The sequence below is a fragment of the Serratia sp. LS-1 genome, from assembly GCF_003719595.1.
Classification (GTDB): domain Bacteria; phylum Pseudomonadota; class Gammaproteobacteria; order Enterobacterales; family Enterobacteriaceae; genus Serratia; species Serratia ureilytica.
On the sequence record NZ_CP033504.1, the window covers coordinates 382048 to 402905 of the forward strand.

General features: G+C 58.9%; 20 protein-coding genes. 6 read left to right on the forward strand and 14 right to left on the reverse strand.

Annotation, left to right across the window (positions count from 1 at the left end):
• The first annotated feature begins 16 nt into the window (after positions 1-16).
• Both thiL and pgpA read left to right on the forward strand, forming a co-directional pair.
• Positions 17-1009, forward strand: coding sequence for a thiamine-phosphate kinase (gene thiL, locus EDY99_RS01865; protein WP_099783810.1), 993 nt, complete (start codon positions 17-19; stop codon positions 1007-1009).
• Positions 1002-1496, forward strand: a complete 495-nt coding sequence (gene pgpA / locus EDY99_RS01870) for a phosphatidylglycerophosphatase A (RefSeq protein WP_033634010.1) — start codon at positions 1002-1004, stop codon at positions 1494-1496. The genes thiL and pgpA overlap by 8 nt, the downstream gene beginning before the upstream one ends.
• Before the next feature lie 32 nt (positions 1497-1528).
• On the opposite strand, the gene EDY99_RS01875 is transcribed toward pgpA, so the two are convergent.
• From EDY99_RS01875 to xseB, 4 genes are all read right to left on the reverse strand, one after another.
• A complete protein-coding gene (locus EDY99_RS01875; protein WP_033642059.1) occupies positions 1529-2503 on the reverse strand; it encodes an aldo/keto reductase in 975 nt (324 codons plus the stop codon).
• Between the two features lie 108 nt (positions 2504-2611).
• On the reverse strand, positions 2612-4477 hold the full coding sequence (gene dxs / locus EDY99_RS01880) for a 1-deoxy-D-xylulose-5-phosphate synthase (protein ID WP_033642060.1): 1866 nt from the start codon (positions 4475-4477) through the stop codon (positions 2612-2614).
• 34 nt (positions 4478-4511) lie between these two features.
• Positions 4512-5432 carry a (2E,6E)-farnesyl diphosphate synthase gene (gene ispA, locus EDY99_RS01885; protein WP_033651083.1) on the reverse strand — a complete coding sequence of 307 codons (921 nt, stop codon included), beginning with the start codon at positions 5430-5432 and terminating at the stop codon, positions 4512-4514.
• Positions 5433-5437: 5 nt separating this feature from the next.
• Positions 5438-5701 (reverse strand): exodeoxyribonuclease VII small subunit, encoded by a 264-nt coding sequence (gene xseB, locus EDY99_RS01890; protein ID WP_033642062.1) that lies wholly within the window; start codon positions 5699-5701, stop codon positions 5438-5440.
• Positions 5702-5861: 160 nt separating this feature from the next.
• On the opposite strand from xseB, the gene thiI reads away from it, so the two are divergent.
• A complete protein-coding gene (thiI, locus tag EDY99_RS01895) occupies positions 5862-7310 on the forward strand; it encodes a tRNA uracil 4-sulfurtransferase ThiI (RefSeq protein ID WP_033642063.1) in 1449 nt (482 codons plus the stop codon).
• Between the two features lie 66 nt (positions 7311-7376).
• Here thiI and yajL read toward each other — a convergent pair whose 3' ends face one another.
• Together yajL and panE are read right to left on the reverse strand one after the other, a co-directional pair.
• The gene (yajL, locus tag EDY99_RS01900) at positions 7377-7967 is read right to left on the reverse strand and encodes a protein deglycase YajL (protein WP_033642064.1); all 591 of its coding nucleotides are present in this window, start codon (positions 7965-7967) and stop codon (positions 7377-7379) included.
• The gene (panE, locus tag EDY99_RS01905; RefSeq protein WP_089194354.1) at positions 7930-8841 is read right to left on the reverse strand and encodes a 2-dehydropantoate 2-reductase; all 912 of its coding nucleotides are present in this window, start codon (positions 8839-8841) and stop codon (positions 7930-7932) included. The genes yajL and panE overlap by 38 nt, the downstream gene beginning before the upstream one ends.
• A 182-nt stretch (positions 8842-9023) precedes the next feature.
• Between panE and EDY99_RS01910 the strand changes: the two genes are divergently transcribed.
• The gene (locus EDY99_RS01910; RefSeq protein WP_004940373.1) at positions 9024-9515 is read left to right on the forward strand and encodes a YajQ family cyclic di-GMP-binding protein; all 492 of its coding nucleotides are present in this window, start codon (positions 9024-9026) and stop codon (positions 9513-9515) included.
• Between the two features lie 34 nt (positions 9516-9549).
• Here the strand turns inward: EDY99_RS01910 and EDY99_RS01915 are convergent, their stop codons facing one another.
• From EDY99_RS01915 to EDY99_RS01950, 8 genes are all read right to left on the reverse strand, one after another.
• Positions 9550-10914 (reverse strand): MFS transporter, encoded by a 1365-nt coding sequence (locus tag EDY99_RS01915; protein WP_164489251.1) that lies wholly within the window; start codon positions 10912-10914, stop codon positions 9550-9552.
• 198 nt (positions 10915-11112) lie between these two features.
• Positions 11113-12003, reverse strand: coding sequence for a heme o synthase (cyoE, locus tag EDY99_RS01920; RefSeq protein ID WP_025301761.1), 891 nt, complete (start codon positions 12001-12003; stop codon positions 11113-11115).
• A 17-nt stretch (positions 12004-12020) separates the two neighbouring features.
• Entirely contained in the window at positions 12021-12359 is a 339-nt protein-coding gene (locus tag EDY99_RS01925) for a cytochrome o ubiquinol oxidase subunit IV (protein ID WP_004940369.1), read from the reverse strand.
• Complete coding sequence (locus EDY99_RS01930; RefSeq protein ID WP_004940367.1) at positions 12359-12973, reverse strand: cytochrome o ubiquinol oxidase subunit III; 615 nt, start codon at positions 12971-12973, stop codon at positions 12359-12361. The genes EDY99_RS01925 and EDY99_RS01930 overlap by 1 nt, the downstream gene beginning before the upstream one ends.
• Positions 12963-14954: a cytochrome o ubiquinol oxidase subunit I gene (cyoB, locus tag EDY99_RS01935; RefSeq protein ID WP_033642067.1), complete on the reverse strand. Its 1992-nt coding sequence runs from the start codon at positions 14952-14954 to the stop codon at positions 12963-12965. The genes EDY99_RS01930 and cyoB overlap by 11 nt, the downstream gene beginning before the upstream one ends.
• A gap of 3 nt (positions 14955-14957) precedes the next feature.
• Complete coding sequence (gene cyoA, locus EDY99_RS01940; RefSeq protein ID WP_033642069.1) at positions 14958-15908, reverse strand: cytochrome o ubiquinol oxidase subunit II; 951 nt, start codon at positions 15906-15908, stop codon at positions 14958-14960.
• Positions 15909-16348: 440 nt separating this feature from the next.
• Positions 16349-17827 (reverse strand): muropeptide MFS transporter AmpG, encoded by a 1479-nt coding sequence (gene ampG, locus EDY99_RS01945; protein WP_033642070.1) that lies wholly within the window; start codon positions 17825-17827, stop codon positions 16349-16351.
• A gap of 51 nt (positions 17828-17878) precedes the next feature.
• A complete protein-coding gene (locus EDY99_RS01950) occupies positions 17879-18457 on the reverse strand; it encodes a lipoprotein (RefSeq protein WP_033642071.1) in 579 nt (192 codons plus the stop codon).
• Positions 18458-18771: 314 nt separating this feature from the next.
• On the opposite strand from EDY99_RS01950, the gene bolA reads away from it, so the two are divergent.
• Both bolA and tig read left to right on the forward strand, forming a co-directional pair.
• Positions 18772-19086: a transcriptional regulator BolA gene (gene bolA / locus EDY99_RS01955; protein ID WP_004940361.1), complete on the forward strand. Its 315-nt coding sequence runs from the start codon at positions 18772-18774 to the stop codon at positions 19084-19086.
• A 367-nt stretch (positions 19087-19453) separates the two neighbouring features.
• Positions 19454-20758, forward strand: coding sequence for a trigger factor (gene tig / locus EDY99_RS01960; RefSeq protein ID WP_031300019.1), 1305 nt, complete (start codon positions 19454-19456; stop codon positions 20756-20758).
• Positions 20759-20858: the final 100 nt, after the last annotated feature.

Here is a 20858-nt window from a genome sequence, read left to right on the forward strand (position 1 = left end):
CTAGTGGAATATCGATATGGCATGCGGCGAATTTGACCTCATTGCCCGCTATTTTGACCGGTTTAAGCGCGTGCGCCGGGATGTACAGTTGGGCATTGGAGATGACTGCGCACTGCTGGCAGTGCCGGAAAAACAGCTGGTGGCCGTCAGTACCGATACGTTGGTCGCGGGCATTCACTTCCTGCCGGACATCGATCCGGCCGATCTCGGGTATAAAGCGCTGGCGGTCAATCTGAGCGATCTGGCGGCGATGGGCGCCGATCCGGCGTGGCTCTCGTTGGCCCTGACGCTGCCGGAGGTGAACGAACCCTGGCTGAAGGCGTTCAGCGACAGCCTGTTCGATCAACTCAATTATTACGGCATGCAGCTGATCGGCGGCGATACCACGCGCGGCCCGCTGAGCATGACCTTGACCATTCAGGGGCTGATCCCGGCCGGCCGGGCGTTGACCCGCAGCGGTGCGCGCATCGGCGACTGGATCTATGTGACCGGCACGCTGGGCGACAGCGCCGCCGGTTTGGCGATCCTGCAGGATCGCCTGGCGGTGACGGATAGCGCGGCGCGCGATTATCTGGTCGCTCGCCATCTGCGTCCGCAGCCGCGGGTGCTGCAGGGGCAGGCGCTGCGCGATCTGGCCAGCTCGGCAATCGATCTTTCCGACGGCCTGATTTCCGATCTGAAGCACATCCTGAAGGCCAGCGACTGCGGCGCGCGCATCGTGCTGGACGAGCTGCCGATGTCGCAGGCGCTGAGCAGCCATGCCGATGCCGAACAGGCGCTGCGTTGGGCGCTGGCGGGCGGCGAAGACTACGAGCTGTGCTTCACGGTGCCGGAGATCAACCGCGGCGCGCTGGACGTGGCGCTGAGCCACCTCGGGGCCGATTACACCTGTATCGGCCAGATTGGCCCGCTGTCTGAAGGCATTCGCTATTACCGCAACGACGAGGCGGTGGTGCTGGACTGGGCCGGGTTCGATCATTTCAACGCGGAGCCGGGCACCCATGGATGAAGCCAAGCGTCGGCTGCGGATGAGCAATCCGTGGCACCTGCTGGCCACCGGTTTCGGCAGCGGTTTGTCACCGGTGATGCCGGGCACCATGGGATCGCTGGCGGCGATCCCGTTCTGGCTGCTGCTGATCCAACTGCCGTGGCAGCTCTACTCGCTGACGGTGATGTTCAGCATTTGCATCGGCGTCTATATTTGCCACCGCACGGCAAAAGACATGAAGGTGCACGATCACGGCAGCATCGTCTGGGATGAGTTCGTCGGCATGTGGATCACGCTGATGGCGCTGCCGGTCAACGATTGGCGCTGGGTCGCCGCCGGTTTCGTCATCTTCCGCATTCTGGATATGTGGAAGCCGTGGCCGATCCGCTGGTTTGACCGCAACGTGCATGGCGGCATGGGCATCATGGTCGACGATATCATCGCCGGCGTGCTGTCTGCGGGCATCATCTACCTGATTGGGCACCACTGGCCGATCGGGCTGTTCTGACAGCCGGGCGCGGTTCTTCGCGCCCGCTTTTCTTATTCAAATCCCGTCACCCGATGCGGCACGTAAGCCGTTTCCAACTCCGCCACCTCTTGCGGCGACAAACTCAAATCGACCGCGGCAATGGCGTCGTCCAACTGCTCGCTGCGTGACGCGCCAACGATCGGCGCGCTGACCGCCGGCTTGTTCAGCAGCCAGGCCAGCGCGATCTGCGCGCGTGGCACGCCGCGTTCCTCCGCCAGGCTGGCGACGCGCTCGGCGATAATGGCGTCGATGCCTTCGGTTTCATCGTACAGACTCTTGCCGAACTGGTCCGAGACCAGGCGGGCGGTGGTTTCGCCCCAGGGGCGGGTCAGGCGGCCGCGCGCCAGCGGGCTCCACGGCAGTACGGCGATGCCTTCGGCGGCGCACAGCGGGTGCATCTCACGCTCTTCTTCGCGCTGGATCAGGTTGTATTGATCCTGCATGCTGACGAAGCGCGTCCAGCCGTGCAGATCGGCGGTATACAGCGCCTTGGCGAACTGCCAGGCGTACATGGAAGAGGCGCCGATGTAACGCGCCTTACCGGCTTTCACCACGTCGTGCAGCGCTTCCAGCGTCTCTTCCAGTGGCGTTTCGTAATCCCAGCGATGGATTTGCAGCAAATCGACATAGTCGGTGCCGAGACGGCGCAGGCTGTCGTCGATGGACTGCATGATCTTGGCGCGCGACAAACCGCGCTCCAGGTTGCTCAGCGGGAAATAAACCTTGGTGGCGATCACCACCTCCTCGCGGCGTGCATAGTCGCGCAGCGCCCGGCCGAGGATCTCCTCGCTGCTGCCGTCGGAATAGCTGTTGGCGGTGTCGAAAAAGTTGATGCCGGCTTCCAGCGCCTGTTTCAACAGTGGGCGGCTGCTTTCTTCCGGCAGCGTCCAGGCGTGATTGCCGCGGCTCGGTTCGCCGTAGGTCATGCAACCCAGGCAGATGCGCGAGACGTTCAGATCGGTGTTGCCCAGTTTGAGATATTTCATGCTTGCCTCCCATTCACAGCTCAGACAGTAACTGTAGCGCGGATCCCGGAGGGCGGAAATGAAAACGCCCCCGAAGGCGGAGGCGTTTTATCAGGCGCGAGTGGCGAATTACTGCGCCAGCCAGGTTTCGATTTGGCGCTGAATGCCGGCGGCGTCCAGTCCCAGATCGGCGCGCAGTTCTTCCTGGGTGCCCTGTGAGACGAAGCTGTCCGGCAGGCCGAGGTTCAGCACCGGCACCGGACGGCGTTTGGCCATCAGCAGTTCGTTGACGCCGCTGCCGGCGCCGCCCATGATGGCGTTCTCTTCCAGCGTGACCAGCGTTTCATGGCTGGCGGCCAGTTCGAGCACCAGCTGCTCGTCCAGCGGTTTGACGAAGCGCATGTCGACCAGCGTGGCGTTGAGCGCTTCCGCCGCCGCAGCGGCCTCCGGCAGCAGGGTGCCGAAGTTGAGAATGGCGATCTTTTCCCCCTGGCGGCGCACCACGCCTTTGCCGATCGGCAGCAGGCTGAGCGGCTCCAGCGCAGCGCCGGTGCCGGTGCCGCGCGGATAGCGCACGGCGCTCGGGCCGTCGTTGTAGTGATAGCCGGTATACAGCATCTGGCGGCATTCATTTTCGTCGCTCGGCGTCATGATCACCATGGTCGGGATGCAGCGCATGAACGACAGATCGAACGCCCCCTGGTGGGTCTGGCCGTCGGCGCCGACGATGCCGCCGCGATCGATGGCGAACATCACCGGCAGGTTTTGGATCGCCACGTCATGGATCAGCTGATCGTAGGCGCGTTGCAGGAAGGTGGAATAGATCGCCACCACCGGCTTGTAGCCGCCGATCGCCAGCCCGGCGGCGAAGGTGACCGCGTGCTGCTCGGCGATCGCCACATCGAAATATTGCTGCGGATAGTCGCGCGAGAACTGCACCATGCCGGAACCTTCGCGCATCGCCGGCGTGATCGCCATCAGTGAGCTGTCTTTGGCGGCGGTTTCACACAGCCAGTCGCCGAAGATTTTCGAATAGGTCGGCAGACCGCCGGCGCTTTTCGGCAGCGTGCCGCTGGCGGGATCGAACTTCGGCACCGCGTGGAAGCTGATCGGATCCTTCTCCGCCGGCGCGTAACCGCGGCCTTTCTTGGTCATGATGTGCAACAGCTGCGGGCCTTTCAGATCGCGCATGTTTTTCAACGTGGCGACCAGGCCTTGTACGTCGTGCCCGTCTACCGGGCCGATGTAGTTGAAGCCCAGCTCTTCGAACAGCGTACCCGGCACCACCATGCCTTTCAGGTGCTCTTCGGTGCGTTTCACCAGCTCCTTGATCGGCGGCACGCCGGCCAGCACTTTTTTGCCGCCTTCGCGCAGGGTGGAGTAAAGCTTGCCGGACAGCAGCTGTGCCAGATGGTTGTTCAGCGCGCCGACGTTTTCCGAGATCGACATCTCGTTGTCGTTCAGCACCACCAGCATGTCCGGATTGATGTCGCCGGCGTGGTTCATCGCTTCGAACGCCATGCCGGCGGTGATGGCGCCATCGCCGATCACGCACACCGTGCGGCGGCCTTTGCCTTCACGCTCTGCCGCCACCGCCATACCGAGGCCGGCGCTGATCGAGGTTGACGAATGGCCGACCGACAGCACGTCGTATTCGCTTTCGGCGCGCCACGGGAAGGGGTGCAACCCGTTCTTTTGCCGGATAGTGGCGATCCGGTCGCGGCGGCCGGTCAGGATTTTGTGCGGGTAGGCCTGGTGGCCGACGTCCCACACCAGATGATCGAACGGCGTGTTGTAGACGAAATGCAACGCCACCGTCAGTTCGACGGTACCCAGCCCGGAGGCAAAGTGGCCGCTGGAGCGACTGACGCTGTTCAGCAGATATTGCCGCAGCTCATCGCACAGCTTCGGCAAGCTCTCTTTGGGCAGTGAGCGGAGTTCCTCGGGGTTTTCCGCTAGCGCCAGGGTTGGGTATTTGGCTATATCAAGACTCATTCGATACTCATATCAGAGGAGTTAACGTCACACGTTAATTGTCGCGTTCAATAATGAAGCTGGCTAACGCTCGCAATGGCGCTGTGTTATAAGATTGCGCTGCCAAAGTGTCTAATGCAGCTAATGCTTCCTGATAGAGATCCCACGCTTTTGCTTTCGCGCTGTCAAGCCCGAGTAACGCCGGGTAGGTACTCTTTCCGTGTTGTTGGTCCGCTCCCTGGCGCTTGCCGATCTTTTCAGTCTCGCCGACAACGTCCAAAATGTCATCCTGCACCTGGAACGCCAGGCCGACCGCAGCGGCGTAACGATCCAACTGCGGCAGCGCCGCTCGTCCTGCTTCGCCGGCGCTCAGCGCGCCCAGACGCACCGCGGCACGGATCAACGCACCGGTTTTGTGGCGGTGGATCTGCTCCAGCGCCTGCAGATCGACACGCTTGCCTTCGGCCTCCAGATCCAGCGATTGGCCGCCGCACATGCCGGCGACGCCGCTGGCTGCCGCCAGTTCGGAGACCATCGCCAGCCGATCGCGCAGCGCCACGTCGGGCATTTCGGCATCGGCCAGGATCGAAAACGCCAGCGTTTGCAGCGCATCGCCGGCCAGGATCGCGTTGGCTTCGCCGAATTTAATGTGGCAGGTCGGCTGGCCGCGGCGCAGATCGTCGTCGTCCATCGCCGGCAGATCGTCGTGGATCAGCGAGTAGGCGTGAATGCATTCCACCGCCGCCGCCGGCGCGTCCAGGTTGGTCAGCGATACGCCGAACATCTGGCCGGTGGTGTACACCAGGAACGGGCGCAGGCGCTTGCCGCCCAGTAAGGCGCCATGACGCATCGCCGCCACCATGTTGCCGTCGTTGAACGGCAGCGGGGCGATGAAATCCAGCAGCGCGCGATCGGCGCGCCGGCGGAAAATCTGCAGTTGATCGGCAAAAGCGGCCGATGGGACGATCTCAGACATGTCGGTTACTCGGTATCCGGTGTGAAAGGCGCCAACGCCGCGTCGTCGGCGCTGTCGTTAAGGAGGATCTGCACACGCTGTTCCGCCTGTTGCAGTTTCTGCTGGCCTTGACGCGCCAGCTGCACGCCGCGTTCGAATTCGTTCAGCGCGTCTTCCAGCGGCAGTTCGCCCGACTCCAGACGCGTCACGATGCTTTCCAGCTCGCCGAGGGCGCTTTCAAAGCTGGCTGTTTGCTCTGTACTGGCTGATTGTGCTGGTTTTTTCGGCATAATTTTCTTTTTACGTCATCATGTGAACCGTGGCGCCAGAGCCTATCCTAGCGGATCTTGATTAGCAAATCATGGCGCTCATGTGTGGTTTTGTGCGCAGAGCACGGCGATATGGTGATATACTCCGCGCCGTAATTCTTATCTGACAACAAAGACCGCCATGAAGTTTATCATTAAATTGTTCCCGGAAATCACCATCAAGAGCCAATCTGTGCGCTTGCGCTTTATCAAGATTCTCTCGACCAATATTCGCAACGTCCTGAAGCAGTATGATGAAACGCTGGCGGTCGTCCGTCACTGGGATCATATCGAAGTTCGCGCCAAAGATGAAAACCAGCGGCCGGTCATCGCCGACGCGCTGACGCGGATTCCCGGCATCCACCATATTCTGGAAGTGGAAGATCGCGCTTATACCGATATCCACCACATCTTCGAGCAGACGCTGGAAGCCTACCGCGCTCAGCTGGAAGGCAAAACCTTCTGCGTGCGCGTCAAGCGCCGCGGCAAGCAGGCGTTCAACTCGCAGGACGTGGAGCGCTACGTCGGCGGCGGTCTGAACCAGCATATCGACAGCGCGCGCGTTAACCTGACCCGCCCGCAGGTCACGGTAAACCTTGAGATCGAAGACGACAAGCTGATGCTGGTTAAACGCCGCCTCGAAGGCATCGGCGGTTACCCGGTCGGCACTCAGGAAGACGTGATGTCGCTGATTTCCGGCGGTTTCGACTCGGGCGTGTCCAGCTATATGCTGATGCGTCGCGGCTGCCGCGTGCACTTCTGCTTCTTTAACCTGGGCGGCGCCGCGCATGAGATTGGCGTGAAGCAGGTGGCGCACTACCTGTGGAACCGTTTCGCCAGCTCGCACAAGGTGCGCTTCGTCGCTATCGACTTCGAGCCGGTGGTGGGCGAGATCCTGGAGAAAGTCGACGACGGCCAGATGGGCGTGGTGCTCAAGCGCATGATGGTGCGCGCCGCTTCGCAAGTGGCCGAACGCTACGGCGTGCAGGCGCTGGTAACCGGTGAAGCGCTGGGGCAGGTGTCCAGCCAGACGCTGACCAACCTGCGCTTGATCGACAATGCGTCCGATACGCTGATCCTGCGTCCGCTGATCTCGCACGATAAAGAGCACATCATCAAACTGGCGCGTGAAATCGGCACCGAAGACTTCGCCAAAACCATGCCGGAATACTGCGGCGTGATTTCGAAGAGCCCGACGGTAAAAGCCGTCAAGGCCAAGATTGAAGAGGAAGAAAGCCACTTCGATTTCAGCATTCTCGATCGGGTGGTGAGCGAGGCGAAGAACGTCGATATTCGCTCCATCGCCGAGCAGGCGCAGGAGCAGGTGACCGAAGTGGAAACCGTCGCGGCCTTCGGCGCCGACGAGGTGATCCTGGATATCCGTTCCAACGACGAGCAGGAAGAGAAGCCGTTGCAGCTGGAACAGGTTGAAGTGAAAGCGCTGCCGTTCTACAAGCTGAGCACCCAGTTCGGCGATCTGGATCAGAGCAAAACCTATCTGCTGTACTGCGAGCGCGGCGTAATGAGCCGCCTGCAGGCGCTGTACCTGCTGGAGCAGGGCTTCAGCAACGTGAAGGTTTATCGCCCGTAACGCGGGCAGCGGCGTAAATGAGAGGGGCTGAACCGGTGTTCAGCCCTTTTTTTATCGGCAAGCCGCTCAGTCGCGGAAATCGTACATCCCAGGGATCAGCACCAGCTGCGCGGCGATCTCCGCCGCTTTGGCCTTGCCGAGCAGCAGGTCTATCAGCTTCAGTGCAAACTCCATCGCGGTGCCCGGCCCCTGGCTGGTGAGCAGGTTGACGCGCGCGTCGTACACCACGCGGCGCTCCATCCATTTATCCGCCGGTATCCGATCTTTCAAACCTGGGAAACCGGTCATGTTGCCGATCGGGAACAGATCGTGGTGCTGCAACACCAGCGCCGGGGCCGCGCAGATGGCGGCAACGATGTGGCCCTGCAGATGCATCTGCCGCACTTTTTCCACCAGCAGCGGACTGTCGCGGAAGCATTCCGCCCCCTGCAGGCCGCCGGGCAGCACGATGGCGTCGAAAGGCTCATCGACGATCGCCACCAGCGGCGCGTCGGCCAGCAGCTTGACGCCGCGCGAACAAACGATAGTCAGCTCGCCGTCGCCGGCGACGCTGGCGGTAGTGACTTTAACGCCCGCCCGCACCAGCAGATCGATGGTGGTGACGGCTTCGGTTTCTTCGCTACCAGGTGCCAGGCAGACCAGCGCCGATACGCTCATATTCATTTTCCTTTCGTTTAATCAATTCAAACAGCCGCGCATTCTCCGGCAGCGTGAGGCCGTGGCTGCGCGCGCGGCGCAGCAGGTAGCCGGTGATGTAGTCGATCTCGGTATGCCGCTGGCTGCGGATATCCTGCAGCATCGACGAAACGTTGTCGGCGGTGCTGTGGATCACGTCCATCACGTATTGCATCAGGCCTTCGCAGGAGGTGTGGTAACCCTCCATGACCATCACGCTGGCGACTTCACGACACAGCGCTTCGATCTGCTCCGGGTAGCGCTGCAGATCGCCGTTGCGGCAGCCGTACAGCGCCGTCAGCGGGTTGATCACGCAGTTGACCGCCAGCTTGCGCCAGTTGGCCGAGGCGATGTTGTTGTGCCAGGCGACGTCGGGCAGCGCCTGATGCAGTACTTCCGCCAGGTGGCTGAGGTGCTGGGCGGCCGGTGAGGTGGGGCCGATGTGGGTGATGCCGGTGGCGACGTGGATAATGGTGCTGCCTTCGTGGCGCGCGGCGTGGGTGGTGGTGCCCTGCAAGATGGGCTGGCCGTTCGGCGGCAGCTCTTCCTGAGTGCCCATGCCGTTGTGCAGCAGCAAGATGGCGCAGCGGGGGCTCAGCTTCGGCAACAGCGCGCTGACCGCGCTGGATACCTGCCAGGCTTTCAGCGTCACCAGCAGCAGCTCGCTTTGCGCGAGGTGCTCCGGATCGTTGGTGGGCAAATTGCGATTAAACGAGACGCCTTCCGGCTCTATCACGTTCACGGCGCAAAAAGGCTGCGGCACTCTTAGCCATCCCTGTACATCGTGGCCCTGCTGATACAGCCGGGAGAGCCACAGTTGTCCGAGCGCGCCGCAACCAAGAATGGTTATTTTCATTCAGTCTCCTTGGAAACACGGGAATACCGCTCAATTACCGTGATCTAACTATAGGCTTTATGGCAGCCTGAAGCGCTATCCCTGCGTGCGTTCAGCAGATTTTGTCTGAGGCGGCAAAGCGGTTATCATGCTCGGCATCAAAATCGCCTAAGCTATTAGGCACTCATTCAGGAGGAAGAAGTATGCCATCTTTCGACATCGTTTCCGAAATTGATATGCAGGAAGTGCGTAACGCCGTTGAGAACGCCACCCGCGATCTCGGCACCCGCTGGGATTTTCGCAACGTGCCGGCCAGCTTTGAGCTAAACGAGAAGAATCAAAGCATCAAGGTTGCCACCGAGTCTGATTTTCAGGTGCAGCAGCTGCTCGACATTCTGCGCGAAAAGCTGAGCAAGCGCAGCATCGACGGCGCCGCGCTGGAGATCCCGGAAGAGTTTACCCACAGCGGTAAAACCTACAGCGTGGAAGCCAAGCTGAAGCAGGGGATTGAAACCAGCGTGGCGAAGAAAATCGTCAAGCTGATCAAAGACAGCAAGCTGAAGGTGCAGGCGCAGATCCAGGGCGAAGAAGTGCGGGTGACCGGCAAGTCACGCGACGACTTGCAGAGCGTGATGGCGCTGGTGCGCGGCGGCGATCTGGGCCAGCCGTTCCAGTTCAAGAACTTCCGCGATTAATCTCGACGGGGCCGGCATTGCCGGCCCTGATTTTTTACAGCGAATTGACCAGCGCTTCCAACTGACCGCGATTGGTCTGCTTGGTATCCACCTTGACGTAGGCGCTGCGCTCTTCCGGCACGACGATCGCCTCGGCCACGCCGGGCTGCGCCTTCAGGCGGCTTTCCAGCGCTGAATCCTTCACCGCCAGTTCCGACAGCGTAATGCGCAGGCTGCTGACATACGGCGGCTCTTTCATGGTGCTGCTGACCAGGAACCAGACGGCGGCCAATACCGCGCCGGCGATAAACACCAAGCCTGCCCCCTGCAAACCGTACAGCCAGCCGCCGAGGCTGCCGCCGATCGCCACGCCGATAAACTGGCTGGTGGAGTACACCCCCATCGCGGTGCCCTTGTAGCCGGCCGGCGATTCTTTGCTGATCAGCGAAGGCAGGATGGCTTCCATCACGTTGAAGGCCATAAAGAACAGCTGCACGCCGGCGATGATGCCCCATAGATGAGCGCCGGAGAGCCACAGCAGCACTTCGGCGCAGAACAGCACCGCCACGCAGCCCATAAACACCTGCTTCATGCGGCGATATTTCTCGGCATAGATAATGAACGGCACCACGGCGGCGAACGACACCAGCATGGTCACCAAGTAGACGATCCAGTGTTCGCTGGCCGCCAGCCCGGCTTTTTCCATCGCCAGCGGCAGCGCCACGAAGCTCGACATCAGCAGAATGTGCAGACACATAATGCCGAAGTTGAGTTTCAACAGGCGCGAGTTGCTCAGCACTTTGCGGAAGCTGCCGCGCACGATGCTGGACTCGCGGTTCAGCAGATGGGTGTCGGCGGAAGGCACCATTGCCAGGGTGATGACGATGCCGGCCAGCGCCAGCACGGCGATCATCCAGAACAGCGCGTGCAAGCCCAAGGCGTGAGTGATGATAGGGCCCAGAACCATGGCGATGGCGAAGGTGATGCCGAAGCTGACGCCGATAAACGCCATCGCTTTGGTGCGGTTCTGCTCGCGGGTCAGATCGGAGAGCAGCGCCATTACCGCGGCGGCGATGGCGCCGGAGCCTTGCAACGCGCGGCCGAGGATCACGCCCCAGATAGAGTCAGTGACGGCGGCGATCACGCTGCCGAGGGCAAAGATCAGCAGGCCGCCGACGATCAGCGGCTTGCGGCCGATGCGATCGGACACCAGGCCGAACGGGATCTGGAACACCGCCTGCGCCAGGCCGTAAATGCCGATGGCGATGCCGATCAGCGCTTCGCTGGCGCCGTTGAGCGCCATGCCGTAGGTGGTCAACACCGGCAATACCATAAACATGCCGAGCATGCGCAGGGAGAACACGGTGCCCAATCCCCAGGTGGCGCGGCGCTCCTGCGGGGTCATTGAATTATCGTTCACGTCAAACCTCGGTAAAAACCATGCCATCAGACGTTGAGACAGCGCCTGATGGCATGATTTCTGTAAAGCTGCGTCATTTTAGTGTGCAGGGCAGGGGGGGTAAATCGAATGTTGTTTAACAGATATTACAGTTTGGCCGCTTTTCGGCGTGACAAATAAAATGGGCCGCATACGCGGCCCATTGACAGATGATTTGGCTTACCAAACGTAGGTCACCAGCGCTTCAGGCGCCGCCGTGGCGCTGAAGTCGATCGACATCATCACGCTCAGCGAGGTGATGGCGACGATGGAGAACACGAACAGTTTACGCGCCCAGACGCTGTCGTTTTCGGTTTTGTAACCGCGCAGCGCCATGCCCAGCCACCATACGCTCACCGCCGCAGCGACGATCAGGTATTTGTAGCCGGCGTAGCCCACCAGGGTCAGCATCAGCGTGGCGATCATAAACGCCAGGATGTAGACCGTGATGTGGTTCTTGGCGACGGAAATGCCTTTCACCACCGGCAGCACCGGAATGTTGGCCGCCTGGTAATCTTTAAAGCGGAAGATAGCGATCGCATAAGAATGCGGCATCTGCCACAGGCTAAAGATAGCCAGCAGGATCAACGCACCGGCGTCGAACTCGTTGGTGACCGCGCAGTAACCGATAACCGGCGGCGCGGCGCCCGACAAGCTGCCGATCAGCGTGCCGTAGACCGAGTGGCGCTTCATGTACAGGCTATAAACGCCGACATAAACCACGAAGCCCATCACCGCCAGCCACATGGCCAGCGGGTTGGCCGCGATATACAGCAACGCGAAGCCCACAATACCCAACGCGGTCGCATAAACCAGGGTGACACTCGGCGCGATCAGGCCTTTTACCAGCACCCGATTCTTCGTTCTCTCCATCTTCTTGTCGATGTCGCGGTCGATGTAGTTGTTAAACACACAGCCCGACGCGACCACCAACGAGACACCCACCAGGGTGGCGAGAAACAGGGGATAGTCGATGCTCCCTTTGGAAGCGAGCAGGAATCCCCCAACGACAGAAATTAAATTGCCGAAAATAATTCCTGGTTTAGTGACTTGCAGGTATTGCTTAATCATCACGTGCAGCTCAGCTCTTAATCGACCATCATATTGATGTTGAGGTTGTACATAATCCAGAGTGAACCTACAACAACGATACCGATGATCATAGCGGTGAACAGCAATGCCACCAGGTTCCAGCGCTCTTCCGATGAGGTGTTCATGTGCAGGAAGTAAACCAGGTGAACAATCACCTGGATAACCGCCATACCGACAACAACCGCCAGGATGGTGGAATGAGAGGCAGTGCCGTTCATTACCATCGCAAATGGAATTACCGTCAGGATGATCGACAGGATAAAGCCGATCAGGTATGACTTCACGCTGCCGTGGCTTGCGCCGCCGTGAGAGGTTTCATGGGATGAATGGCTCATTACATAACCCCCAGCAGGTAGACAACGGTAAATACGCAGATCCAGACCACGTCCAGGAAGTGCCAGAACAGGCTCAGGCACATCAGGCGGGTTTTGTTGGTCGCGGTCAGGCCGAACTTGCTCACCTGAATCATCAGCACGATGATCCAAATCAGGCCGGAAGTCACGTGCAGACCGTGGGTGCCGACCAGCGCGAAGAAGCTGGACAGGAACGCGCTGCGATCCGGACCGAAGCCTTCGGCGATCAGGTGATGGAATTCATAGATTTCCATCGCCACGAAGCCCAGACCGAACAGGAAGGTCAGGAACAGCCAGGTGTTTACACCGCCAACTTTACCCTTGTTCATGGCGATCATCGCCATGCCGTAGGTGATGGAGCTGAATAACAGCAGGAAAGTTTCGACCAAGACAAACTTCAGGTCGAAGATGTCTTTGCCAGAGGGACCGCCGGCGGTCCCGTTCACCAGGACTGCATAAGTCGCGAACAAGCTCGCAAACAAAATACAGTCGCTCATCAGGTAGATCCAGAATCCGAAGACCTTGGTCTCACCCGCATCGTGGTGCCCATGCTCTGCATGGGCTGCGTTATGATTGGTCAGAGTTTCAGTTGACATGGTTCACGCCTGCTTTACGGATTTGTTCGTAGTGTTGGTTCTCAATGCGCTCGATTTCATCAACCTGCACATAGTAGTCAACATCGTGATCGAAGCTCTTGCCGATCCAGACGACGATCATACCGATGAAACCGGCCAGAGCCATCCACCAGATTTCCCAAATCATTGCGAAACCGAATACCAGGCTGAAGAAGGCGATGATAACGCCGGCGCCGGTGTTCTTAGGCATATGAATCGGTTCGTACTTAGCCGGTTTCTTATAGGCTTCGCCTTTTTCTTTCATGTCCCAGAACTCATCACGGTCATGAATCTGCGGCACTACGGCAAAGTTATAGAACGGCGGTGGAGAAGACGTTGACCACTCCAGAGTACGAGCGCCCCATGGGTCACCGGTCAGATCGCGGTTCTGTTCGCGGTCACGGATACTGACGAAGATCTGGGTCAGCTGGCACAAGATGCCGCAGGCGATCAGCGCCGCACCGCCGGCTGCAACCAGCAGCAGAGGGTGGAACTCAGGGTTAATGTTCTGGCTGATACGACGGGTCATGCCCATAAAGCCCAATGCGTACAGCGGCATGAAGGCGGTGAAGAAGCCGATGATCCAGAACCAGAACGCGCGGATGCCCCATTTTTCGTTCAGCGTGAAGCCGAAGGATTTCGGGAACCAGTAGGTCAGGCCCGCGAAGCAACCGAACACCACGCCGCCGATGATGACGTTGTGGAAGTGCGCGATCAGGAACAGGCTGTTGTGCAGCACGAAGTTCGCGCCCGGCACAGCCAGCAGAACGCCGGTCATACCACCCACGGAGAAGGTGATGATGAAGCCAACGGTCCACAGCATTGCGGAGTTGAGCTTGATGCGGCCCTGATACATGGTGAACAGCCAGTTGAAGATTTTCACCCCGGTCGGGATGGAAATGATCATGGTGGCGATACCGAAGAAGGCGTTAACGTTCGCGCCGGACCCCATGGTGAAGAAGTGGTGCAGCCAGACGATGAACGACAGAACGGTGATCGCGATAGTTGCCCATACCAGTGAGGTATAGCCGAACAGGCGTTTTCTGGAGAAGGTCGCGGTGACTTCGGAGAACACGCCGAACACCGGCAGAACCAGAATGTACACCTCTGGGTGACCCCAGGCCCAAATCAGGTTGATGTACATCATCATGTTGCCGCCCATATCATTGGTGAAGAAATGGGTGCCCAGATAGCGATCCAGGGTCAGCAGCGCGATGGTGACGGTCAGAATTGGGAAAGAAACGATGATCAGGACGTTGGTACACAGCGCCGCCCAGGTGAACACCGGCATCTTCATCATAGGCATGCCAGGGGCACGCATCTTCAGAATGGTGGCGAAGAAGTTCACGCCGGTCAGCAGGGTACCCAGACCGGAAATCTGCAGACTCCAGATCCAGTAATCGACCCCGACGCCAGGACTGTACTCTTTACCCGACAGCGGCGGATACGCCAGCCAACCGGTCTGAGCGAATTCACCGACCCCCAGGGAGATGTTGATCAGCACAACGCCCACCACGAAGAACCAGAAGCTCAGGGAGTTCAGGAACGGGAAGGCGACGTCGCGCGCGCCGATTTGCAGCGGCACCACGACGTTCATCAGGCCGACCACGAAAGGCATCGCCATGAAGAAGATCATGATGACGCCGTGCGCGGTGAAGATCTGGTCGTAGTGGTGCGGCGGCAGGAATCCGGCTTCGCCGGCGGACGCCAACGCCTGCTGGCTACGCATCATGATGGCGTCGGCGAAGCCGCGCAGCAGCATGACCATCGCCACGACGATATACATGATACCAATTTTTTTATGGTCGACCGAAGTCAGCCATTCGCTCCACAGCCACTTCCATTTGCCGAAATAGGTCAGCAGCGCCAGCACTGCCAGGCCCCCGACGATAATTGCGGCTACGGTGACCATGATGATCGGTTCGTGGTACGGAACCGCATCAAGTGTTAATTTTCCCAACATCAGTTATTCCTCGGCTCCGGCGTGAGCAGCATGTTCACCCATGTCCATACCTTGGCTCATGTCCATGCCTTCGTGCGCGCCAGCGCCCTTGTGCATATCCATGTCGCCCATGAATTTGGCAATTGTTTCTTTGAACAAATTCGGTTTGACAGCGGCAAAGTACTCGACCGGGTTGTTTTCACTCGGCTCTGCCAGTTTGTTAAAGTCGTCGGTGGTGTTCAGGTTTTTAGGCGATGCCTTCACCTTGGCCACCCACTGATCGAAGTCGCCTTCGGTCGGGGTAACGATCGCGGTGAATTTCATACCGGAGAAGCCTGCGCCGCTGTAGCTGCTGGAGATGCCCTTGTAGGCACCGGCTTCGTTGCCGATCAGGTGCAGTTTGGTCTGCATGCCGGCCATCGCATAAATCTGTCCACCCAACTGCGGGATAAAGAACGAGTTCATTACCGAGTTAGAGGTGATCTTGAATTCGACTGGAACATCTTTCGGGAAAGCCAGCTCATTAACGGTCGCAATGCCTTGTTCCGGATAGATGAACAGCCATTTCCAGTCGAGCGACACCACTTCGATTGTCATCGGCTTCTTGTCGGTGACAATCGGCTTGAACGGATCGAGTTCGTGGGTAGTCTTCCAGGTAATGGTGCCAAGGATGGCGATGATAATGATAGGAATGGTCCAGACGACCGCTTCGATCTTGTTGGAGTGGGCCCAGTTCGGACTGTACTTGGCGTCTTTGTTGGAAGCGCGATACTTCCAGGCAAAGGCGAACGCCATGAAGATAACTGGCACCACCACGATCAACATCAACGCGATTGCAGTGATAATCAGTGTCCGTTGCTCAACACCAATTGCTCCTTTGGGATTCATCAAAACCATATCGCAGCCACTGAGCAATACAGTGCCTGCAATTAATGACAGCATCCCAATACTTTTATTGTATTTCTTAAGTCTCATCTAACGACCTCAATAACAAAGGCTCAATTGTCGTTTCATGTGTGCGGGCATTTTACGGGAAGGTTGCAGTACTGTAAACATGCTTAAGGGAGTGTCAGCGGCTTGTTGACACTTTCTGTTAAGGGGGTCACAGATGTAACCCTGCGTGACAATTTACCAATGACAACAACGCGTTGGCACGCTGAATCGTGACGAGCAGTCCGTATGTTAAGGAAAACTAAAGGTATGATGAATCTGGCGAAGAAATGCGCGGCGGGGAAATACGCAGAAAAGGTTTATTTAATGTAAAATAATTGTGTCTTAAAGGTGAATTTAATTTTATTTCCGAGCGCCGCAGTCGGATAAAAAAATAATTTTCTCGCTGATTATCTTTTTTTAACGAAATAAATACACCCCCGGATCGCTTTTTTTTCGGCCGGCAAAATCGCCGGCCGGTCGGGTTACGCCAAACGAGCGCGGCGCAGCGCCAGATAATCCAGCATGCTGCCCATCGCGACGCCGAGCAGGCTCAATGCGGCGCCGATCTGCAGCAGCCGGTCGGCCAACAGCGGCGCCTGCGTCCAGTCGAGCGCATTGGCGATCAGCAGCAGCAACCACAGCCCCAGCAGCGAGCAGCCCAGCGTCAGCAGGCGCAGCGCCCAGCGGTAAGCCTGGGTAAACGCGGTGCGCGGCATAAAGTCGCCATGCTGCTGGGTGTGTTCCAGCGTCTGGCGGCAGACGCCGAGCAACAGCAAGCCCGGCAGCGCGGCGGCGATCGAGAACAGATAGAACAGCGGCCAGCCATGGGCTTCGACGAACCAGCCGGCGATCGGGCCGACATAAACGCGGCCCACGGCGGACAGCGCCGACAGCAGCGCGAACTGGGTGGCGGAGAACGAACGGTTGCACAGCGTCATCAGCAGTGCGACGAAGGCCGCGGTGCCCATGCCGCCGCACAGGTTTTCAAGGAAGATGGCGCTGCCCATGGTGAGCAGGTTCTTGTCGGTCACCGCCAGGATCCAATAGCCGAGATTGGAGACCGCCTGCAGGACGCCGAACAGCATCAGGGCGCGGAACAGGGTGAGACGCTGCATCAGCACGCCGCCGAACAGAGCGCCGACGATGGTGGCGAACAGCCCGAGGGTTTTGTTCACCAGCCCCACTTCGCCGGCGTCGAATCCCACGCCGCGGATCAGGAAGGTGGTGCTCAGGCTGCCGGCGAAGGCGTCGCCCATTTTGTACATCACGATCAGCAGCAGGATCAGCCAGGCGTTGTTGCGGCCGAAGAAATCGCGCAGCGGCGCGACGACCGCCTGTTCCATGGTGCGCGGCGCCGGGATGCTTTCATCCGGCTCCGGCGCCATCAGCGTGGCGGCCACGCCGATCAGCATCAATCCGGCCATCAGCCAGTAGGTGGCTTGCCAGCCGAAATAGCGATCCGCCAGCCACAGCGCCAGGCCGCCGGAAACCAGCATCGCCAGCCGATAACCCAGCACCGATATCGCCGCGCCCGCGCCGCGTTCTTCGGCTTTCAGCAGGTCGGTTTTATAGGCGTCGAACACGATATCTTGCGAGGCGGAGCAGAACGCCACCAGCACCGCCAACGCCGCCAGCCACCACAGGTGCTGCGCGGGTTGCATAAAGCCCATCGCGACTATCGCCGCCACCAGCAGCAGCTGGCTGATCAGCAGCCAACCGCGCCGCCGCCCGAGGAACGGCGGGGTATAGCGGTCCATGAAGGGCGACCAGAGGAATTTGAAGACGTAGGCCTGACCCACCAGCGAGAAGATGCCGATGGTTTTCAGATCGATGTTTTCGACGGTCATCCAGGCTTGCAGCGTGCCGGAGGTCAATGCCAGCGGCAGACCCGACGCGAAGCCCAGCAGCAGCAGAATGGCGGAGTTACGCTGGGTGAAGATGTTCAGATAGTGTTTCGACATGAGTTCCCTGTCTGCGCCGCCCGATCCGCCGGGCGGCGCCAGGCGCGCCGATTAGCGCGCGTTTTGCTTGATAAAGTCGTTGACGCTGGTGTCCTGCGCCATGTCGGCGATCACGTCGCCCAGCACGGAGTTGACGGCGTCGGTGATCTTGTCGTTGGTCGCCGTGAAGGCGCCCTGCACGTTATAGGTCGAGCGGTAGTTTTTCACCTGCTTGTTGCCGTTCTTCGCCTGGGCGATGATCGAGATGTCGGCTTTGGTGGTGATGTTGTAGCGCAGGTTGCCTTCGGATACGTCCGCGTACAGATTATTGACGACCACCTGCAGCGCGACCGGGCCGTCGGCGCCAATCATGTAACCGCGGGCGCCCATTTGTTTCTCCAGCACTTCCTGCAGCAGGAAACGCAGATCGCGCGACGGCGTCAGCGTGACCAGTTGGCCGTCGCGGTTCACCTTGGCCAGCGCCTGATCGGTGCGCTGATCCGCGCCGTTGATGCTGATGGTGATGCCCTGCAGGGTCGGATCCTGCTGCGGCAGAACGATTTTCGGCGTGACGTTCAGGGTGTTGCTGCTGGTCGCGCAGCCGGCCAGCAGCAGGGCGGTCAGCAAAGGAAGACAAAGTTTCTTTAACATGTTTTCTGTCTCATTCTCGATGGATTTAGCAATAATCAGAGCGGGATAGCCGACAACGAATTGCCGACATCATAGCATCGCCGCCGTGCGGTGGAAGCGCGGAAGGCGCCTGAGTGACAAATTTTTACCTGCCGTTGATAAAAACACGCTTTTTTGGCCCGCTCAATCGGATAATCCCCCAAGCGGCGGGGATGACGCTCATCCTCTGACCGCAGAAAAGAGAAATTTGTCCAGGCGATGGTCTAAACGGGGGAAAACCGGCTAATATTGAACTAGATGGGCACGGTCCTCTGCCGGTGTTGTAAGGAGATCCTATGATTCGCGAGCAAATAGAAGCAAAGTTAAGGGCGGCGTTTGAGCCCGCGTATCTGGAAGTCGTTGATGAAAGCTATCGTCATAACGTTCCGGCGGGTTCAGAAAGTCATTTCAAAGTGGTATTGGTCAGCGATCGCTTCGTCGGCGAACGGTTTTTGACGCGTCACCGCTCCATCTACGGGGTATTGTCGGAAGAGTTGGCCGATGGCGTACACGCGCTGGCGCTGCACACCTATACGCTCAAAGAGTGGGAAGGGTTGCAGGATACCGTGCCGGCCTCGCCGCCGTGCCGCGGCGCCGGGACGCTGGCCTGAGGGGGAAATTTTCAGGTATCAGTGGAACTTTGCCCTCGAATTAGGGTATTACTACTGACGAATTTTGAAACGGCCTGCGGGCCGTTTCTGTTTTTGACGACGACACGGCCGATGCGCAATATGGCCAACGTTCGGTCTGTTTTGGCGGCCTTTTGGCGATCGAATCGACAAAAGTGTGATTTTTAGCGCGCCTGCGCCGCCTAGCTTTCCTCGACTCGCCATGCATGCGCCGCTATAATGTCGCGTCTTATTTTTCCGGAATGGTTTCGGGACGCTTCTGTCATCAGGGAACTCGGTTCTTATTTGTAGCCGTCCTGGTTCTTGGAACGGAGTTGACCGAGCACTGTGATTTTTTTGAGGTAACAAGATGCAAGTTTCAGTAGAAACCACTCAAGGCCTTGGGCGCCGTCTCTCTATTACTGTACCGGCTGATACTATCAAGCAGGCGGTGAAGAAAGAGCTGATCAACGCAGCGAAAAGCGTGCGTATCGACGGCTTCCGCAAAGGCAAAGTGCCGATGAACATCGTGGAACAGCGTTACGGCGCCTCTGTTCGTCAGGACGTGCTGGGCGAAGCGATGCAGCGCAGCTTCGTTGACGCGATCATCAAAGAAAAGATTAATCCGGCCGGCGCACCAAACTACGTGCCGGGCGAGTACAAAGAAGGTGAAGACTTCACTTTCGCCGTTGAATTCGAAGTGTATCCAGAAGTTGAGCTGAAAGGCCTGGAAAACATCGAAGTTGAAAAACCAGTAGTGGAAGTGAACGACGAAGACGTCGACGCGATGCTGGACACTCTGCGCAAGCAGCAGGCGACCTGGAAAGAAACCGATCGCGCGGCGGAAGCTGAAGATCGCGTGACCGTTGACTTCACCGGTTCTATCGACGGTGAAGAGTTCGAAGGCGGCAAAGCGTCCGACTTCGTGCTGGCAATGGGCCAGGGCCGCATGATCCCAGGCTTCGAAGAAGGTCTGGTCGGTCACAAAGCGGGCGAAGAGTTCTCCATCGACGTGAACTTCCCGGAAGACTACCACGCGGAAAACCTGAAGGGCAAAGCGGCCAAATTCGCTATCGTGCTGAAGAAAGTTGAAGAGCGCGAGCTGCCTGAACTGACCGAAGAGTTCATCAAGCGTTTCGGCGTGGCGGACGGTTCCGTTGCCGGTCTGCGCACCGAAGTTCGCAAGAACATGGAGCGCGAGCTGAAAGGCGCCGTGCGTAACCGCATCAAGTCTCAGGCGATCGAAGGCCTGGTGAGCGCGAACGAAATCGACGTGCCTGCTGCGCTGATCGACGGCGAAATCGACGTGCTGCGTCGTCAGGCTGCACAGCGTTTCGGCGGCAACGAGAAGCAAGCGCTGGAACTGCCACGCGAGCTGTTCGAAGAGCAAGCCAAACGCCGCGTAGTGGTTGGCCTGCTGCTGGGCGAAGTGATCAGCACCAACGATCTGAAAGCTGACGAAGACCGCGTGAAGACGCTGATCGAAGAAATGGCCTCCGCCTACGAAGATCCGAGCGAAGTCATTGAGTTCTACAGCAAAAACAAAGAGCTGATGAACAACATGCGCAACGTGGCTCTGGAAGAGCAAGCGGTTGAAGCCCTGCTGGCAAAAGCGAAAGTGACTGAAAAAGCCACTACCTTCAGCGAGCTGATGAACCAAACTCAACAGGCGTAATGCCTGCGTGCCGGGCGCGATGAACGGCGCCCCCGGTTTCGCCTGGCGAACCGGCGCACGATGAAAAAGCCCGCAACCTCAGGTTGCGGGCTTTTCTTTT

Bases quoted from the DNA above. Each gene is read 5' to 3' on its own strand.
- ispA (WP_033651083.1), bottom strand. From the start codon at position 5,432: ATGTCTGAGATCGTCCCATCGGCCGCTTTTGCCGATCAACTGCAGATT.
- EDY99_RS01950 (WP_033642071.1), bottom strand. From the start codon at position 18,457: ATGTTAAAGAAACTTTGTCTTCCTTTGCTGACCGCCCTGCTGCTGGCC.
- panE (WP_089194354.1), bottom strand. From the start codon at position 8,841: ATGAAAATAACCATTCTTGGTTGCGGCGCGCTCGGACAACTGTGGCTC.
- EDY99_RS01930 (WP_004940367.1), bottom strand. From the start codon at position 12,973: ATGTCAACTGAAACTCTGACCAATCATAACGCAGCCCATGCAGAGCAT.
- thiI (WP_033642063.1), top strand. From the start codon at position 5,862: ATGAAGTTTATCATTAAATTGTTCCCGGAAATCACCATCAAGAGCCAA.
- xseB (WP_033642062.1), bottom strand. From the start codon at position 5,701: ATGCCGAAAAAACCAGCACAATCAGCCAGTACAGAGCAAACAGCCAGC.
- bolA (WP_004940361.1), top strand. From the start codon at position 18,772: ATGATTCGCGAGCAAATAGAAGCAAAGTTAAGGGCGGCGTTTGAGCCC.
- dxs (WP_033642060.1), bottom strand. From the start codon at position 4,477: ATGAGTCTTGATATAGCCAAATACCCAACCCTGGCGCTAGCGGAAAAC.
- EDY99_RS01910 (WP_004940373.1), top strand. From the start codon at position 9,024: ATGCCATCTTTCGACATCGTTTCCGAAATTGATATGCAGGAAGTGCGT.
- ampG (WP_033642070.1), bottom strand. From the start codon at position 17,827: ATGTCGAAACACTATCTGAACATCTTCACCCAGCGTAACTCCGCCATT.
- EDY99_RS01925 (WP_004940369.1), bottom strand. From the start codon at position 12,359: ATGAGCCATTCATCCCATGAAACCTCTCACGGCGGCGCAAGCCACGGC.
- cyoB (WP_033642067.1), bottom strand. From the start codon at position 14,954: ATGTTGGGAAAATTAACACTTGATGCGGTTCCGTACCACGAACCGATC.
- cyoE (WP_025301761.1), bottom strand. From the start codon at position 12,003: ATGATTAAGCAATACCTGCAAGTCACTAAACCAGGAATTATTTTCGGC.
- tig (WP_031300019.1), top strand. From the start codon at position 19,454: ATGCAAGTTTCAGTAGAAACCACTCAAGGCCTTGGGCGCCGTCTCTCT.
- cyoA (WP_033642069.1), bottom strand. From the start codon at position 15,908: ATGAGACTTAAGAAATACAATAAAAGTATTGGGATGCTGTCATTAATT.
- yajL (WP_033642064.1), bottom strand. From the start codon at position 7,967: ATGAGCGTATCGGCGCTGGTCTGCCTGGCACCTGGTAGCGAAGAAACC.
- pgpA (WP_033634010.1), top strand. From the start codon at position 1,002: ATGGATGAAGCCAAGCGTCGGCTGCGGATGAGCAATCCGTGGCACCTG.
- EDY99_RS01875 (WP_033642059.1), bottom strand. From the start codon at position 2,503: ATGAAATATCTCAAACTGGGCAACACCGATCTGAACGTCTCGCGCATC.
- thiL (WP_099783810.1), top strand. From the start codon at position 17: ATGGCATGCGGCGAATTTGACCTCATTGCCCGCTATTTTGACCGGTTT.